The organism is Erythrobacter sp., assembly GCF_023653175.1.
Taxonomy (GTDB): Bacteria; Pseudomonadota; Alphaproteobacteria; order Sphingomonadales; family Sphingomonadaceae; genus Erythrobacter.
In genome coordinates, this window is the sequence record NZ_JAMNXL010000273.1 from 1 (window position 1) to 3,213 (window position 3,213).

A 3,213-nucleotide genomic window follows, 5' to 3' on the forward strand; every position below is an offset into this window, starting at 1 on the left:
CACCGGCTGGGAGAGGCCGCGCGCTATCCCTTCCCGGCCGCGCTGCCCCGCGTCGCGATCCTCACTGCGGGCGCGGGGATGGATGCAAAACCCGTCGAGGCGTTGCTCGGCATCGGCGCGAGGGGGATCGTGCTCGCGGGCATGGGACAGGGCAATGCGCCCAAGGTGGTGCTGGAAGCCCTCGCCCGCGCAGCGGCGAGCGGCGTGCCGGTGGTGCGCGCTGCCCGCGTCGACGAAGGACTGGTGGACCGCAATGTCGAGGTCGATGACGACGCGGCAGGCCTGGTCGCGGCGCGCGCGCTCGGCCCTGCCAAGGCGCGGGTGTTGCTGATGGTGCTGGTGGCCAGCGGGGTCACCGATGCGGCAGCGGTGCAGGCTGCGTTCGACGCCGGGTGACCTGCGCCCGCATGGGAAGCGCGGGTTCCTTACAAATTCCAGTCAGATGCGCTAGTCCTGCCCCCCGCGACCGGGCCGCAGAGCCTGCCCAACACAGAAAAAGTGAGTTTACCCATGTTCGACGAACCGGGCTTTGCAGGCCGCCATGATCTGGAACCCGATGCGATCATGCTCGAGACCTTCGTCTATTGCAGCCGGGCTGCCGAAGGTGTGGACGCCGCCGAGGTCACCCGCCTCGTCGAGTTTTCGCAAGCCCGCAATGTCGCGCGCCAGATCACCGGCGTGCTGGTGTTCGGCAGCGGGGGTGTTCTTCCAGTGGATCGAAGGCCCGCCCGCCGAAGTGCGCACCCTGATCGCCAACCTGCATGCCGACAGCCGCCATCACGACATCGTCACACTCGATCGGAGCGTGGAATTGCGCGAGCGCCTCTATCCGCATTGGGAGATGGAGCAGGTCGAAGCGGGCGACATCCGTGAAGTGCTGGAAGACGCCCTCGAGACGGCCGAGGACCAGAGCAATATCGCAGCTCTGCAACGCATTCTCGGGCACCTTGCATCAGGGTCGCTGTCTGACGTCGGTCGGCACTGACAGGGGCAATTGCCGATAGCTGGCCGCAGCGCGAGACTGCACCGGGGCAGTAGCCGTAAGGGGAGTCTCCGCCGCTTGGTCGTTCGTCGCAGGATCTCGGCATGGGCCTTGCGATTCATCGGCGGGCCTCGGCGATTTGTCGAGGGCGCAGCCCGCGGGGCAAAGGGCTGCGGCAAGCGCAGGTCACTCCCTTCGCTCCCCCGAAAGACTTGCTCCATGAAACGCCTCTTGCCCGTCCTCCTTGCTGCCACGATGGGCCAGCCCGTGCTGGCCGAAACCACCGACGCACAGTTGCAGCAGAAGGCCGATGAGGCTTTCGAACGGCTCGCCCCGGTCGGCATGGCGGTCGCGGTGGTCCGGCCCGGTCAGCCGGTCTGGGTGCGGGGATACGGCGCGCTTGTGGCAGGCGGCTCGGAGGCGGTGAGCGGGGATACGGTCTTCCCGATCCATTCGATGACCAAGAGCTTCACGGCGACCGCGCTCGCCCTGCTGGTCGACGAGGGCAAGGTCGCCTGGACCGACCCTGTCCGCAAGCACATCCCAAAATTCGCGATGAGCGATCCCTATGTCACCGAGCATCTGACGGTGCGCGATCTGCTGGTTCACAATTCGGGCCTCGCGCTGGGGGCGGGGGACCTGCTGCACTGGCCCGATCAGGTCGCCACCGCCGACGAATTCATCGCCGCGCTGCGCCACCTGCCGCTGGAGAAGGGGTTCCGCGAGGGGTTCGCCTATGACAACATCCTCTACACCGTCGCCGGCGAGGTGGTCGAACGCGTCTCGGGCACATCATGGGCCGAGTTCGTCGAGACCCGCCTGTTCGCGCCGCTGGAGATGACGAGCTGCTCGACATCATCGGCGCGAGCGCGCGCCGTTCCGGCTGTCACGCAGCATTCGCGCGTGCCCGGCGGCGCACCGACGCGGCGCGACGACATCGTGCTGCAGGAAGACCCCGCGGGCAGCATCTCATGCTCTGTGACGGACGTGGCGAAGTGGACGCAGTTCCACCTCGGCGAGGGCAAGCTTGCCGACGGGTCGGTGCTGATGGCGCCGGAGCGGCTGCGCGAGTTGCACAGGCCGGTGGTGGCGCTCGGCCCGCCCAATTTCATGCGCCGGCTGGCGGGCGCGCATTTCAACGATGTCGCGCTCGGCTGGTTCGTGACGGACTTTGCCGGCTCGCTCGCGGTCGAGCACGGCGGGCTTGGCGCGGGCGGGATCACCAACATGATCCTGCTGCCGGAACAGGATGCAGCGGTGGTGGTGCTGGTCAACGACCTTGCGCCCGCGCAATTCCTCTCGCACCAGCTCGCCGACCTGATCGTGCGCGGCGACAAGGCGTCGGACTGGATCGACTTTGTCGTCGAAGGCGATAAGCGCCGGGCCGCCCGTGCGCAGCAGGAAGCGACGGAGCAAAGCCAGCCCCCGGCGGGCGCCGCGCCGCCTGCGCATCGCCTCGCCGACTATGCCGGGACCTATCGCGATCCGTGGTATGGCGACATCGTGGTGAGCGCGGGCAAGGAGGGGCTGACGCTCCACCTCACCCGCTCCAAGCTGCTCAAGGGGCCGCTGTTGCCATGGAACGGGGAGACCTTCCTCGCCCGCTGGCCCGACCGCAGTCTCGATGCCGACGCGCTGGTGACCTTCACCACCGACGAGGCCGGAAAGATCAGCGGGATGAAGCTGGTCGCGGCCTCGGAACGGACCGATTTCTCCTACGACTACCACCATCTCGCGCCAAAGCGCGTCGGGGACTGATCGCCCCCGCGCGCGGGACTCACCCCCAGGGCGTGACCAGATACTTCTCGCCGGTCTTCATCTGGCGGTAGTCGGTGATCGCGGGCTTCTCGAGCATCCCTTCCAGCGTCACCTTGGCCTTGTAGTGCGAGGCGAAGGTGGTGGTGAGGTTGGCCTGCACCCGCCCGCGCATCCGCACCACGGTCTCCATCCCGGCGCGGGCGAGGAACGGCGTCAGCAACCAGCCGGCAATGCTCCACTGCAGGCCGTAGGAGGGCGTCAGGATCGTCGGCGCAAGGTCGAGGCGGCCGTAGATGTACATCTTCTTCTGCTGGTTCGAACCGTAGCGCGAGAACTCGCTCATTTGGGTAACCGCGACCTGCTCCATCGCCTTCAAGACGCCGTCCGAGGCCTGTCCGCCGCCGATCGGGTCGAAGCCGAGGAAGGCGCCGGTCTCGGCAATCGCGGCGCGCAGGTCGGCCATGTAGGTGGGG

2 protein-coding genes and 3 pseudogenes are annotated in these 3,213 nt (G+C 67.7%); 4 read left to right on the forward strand and 1 reads right to left on the reverse strand.

Translation table 11 applies throughout. The annotated features are described in order from the left end of the window. The 4 genes and pseudogenes from NBV68_RS18745 to NBV68_RS18760 all read left to right on the forward strand — a co-directional run. Nucleotides 1-396 (forward strand): annotated as a pseudogene (locus NBV68_RS18745) (asparaginase); the annotation flags it as partial. A gap of 168 nt (nt 397-564) precedes the next feature. Beyond that, nucleotides 565-633 (forward strand): annotated as a pseudogene (locus NBV68_RS19080) (hypothetical protein); the annotation flags it as partial. Nucleotides 634-736: 103 nt separating this feature from the next. Beyond that, a complete protein-coding gene (locus NBV68_RS18755) occupies nt 737-985 on the forward strand; it encodes a hypothetical protein (protein ID WP_296312950.1) in 249 nt (82 codons plus the stop codon). A 216-nt stretch (nt 986-1,201) separates the two neighbouring features. Continuing rightward, complete coding sequence (locus NBV68_RS18760; protein WP_296312953.1) at nt 1,202-2,740, forward strand: serine hydrolase; 1,539 nt, start codon at nt 1,202-1,204, stop codon at nt 2,738-2,740. A gap of 19 nt (nt 2,741-2,759) precedes the next feature. Here the strand turns inward: NBV68_RS18760 and NBV68_RS18765 are convergent. Further along, nucleotides 2,760-3,213, reverse strand: a pseudogene (locus tag NBV68_RS18765) (NADH oxidase); the annotation flags it as partial.